Genomic DNA, 543 nt, shown 5'->3' with positions numbered 1-543 from the left:
TTGCGACGAGCAAAGGCGGCGGCGGGAAGACGGCTCTCACGACCCTCCTGGTCGCCAACCTGGCACCGCGTCTCCGCATCAGCGTGACGGACGCGGATCCCAACGCGTCGTTTGCGACTTGGCACGGGCTTGGCTACGAGGGCCCTTCCCTCACCTGCCTGACCGAGATCAGGCACATCGAGGTGGTGGACACACTTCAGGCTCAGGCCGAGAGCCATGACGTTGCGATCTGCGATACAGCTGGCTTTGCAAACCAGACCGCGTCGATGGCAATCGCCACCTCCGACGCTGTCCTTATTCCGCTGATGGCAGATCGGGGGACCGCTCGTGAGGCGATCAAGACAGCCAAGCAGGTCTTGGCCTGCGGCAAGTCAGCTCGGCGCATCATCCCTTATGTGCTCGTGCCCATGGCCTGGAACCCCCGCGGTCTGGCTGAGCGGGCGACACTTGAAGAGCTGGCAGAGGCCGAGAGCGCGCTCGGCCTGTTACTGCCGGTCGCGCGGCAGCACGTCTCGACCTCGGCTGAGGTCCGTAAAATGAGCT

1 protein-coding gene is annotated in these 543 nt (G+C 64.3%); it reads left to right on the top strand.

Translation table 11 applies throughout. From position 1 onward, the window contains the following. Positions 1 to 543 (top strand): ParA family protein (locus QWZ14_RS28935; RefSeq protein ID WP_290320538.1); only part of this gene is annotated, 543 nt, incomplete at both ends.

It is taken from the genome of Paeniroseomonas aquatica, from assembly GCF_030409335.1.
GTDB lineage: Bacteria > Pseudomonadota > Alphaproteobacteria > Acetobacterales > Acetobacteraceae > Belnapia > Belnapia aquatica.
Note: the sequence above shows the minus strand (reverse complement) of the source record. Positions and strands in the feature narration are given on the sequence as shown.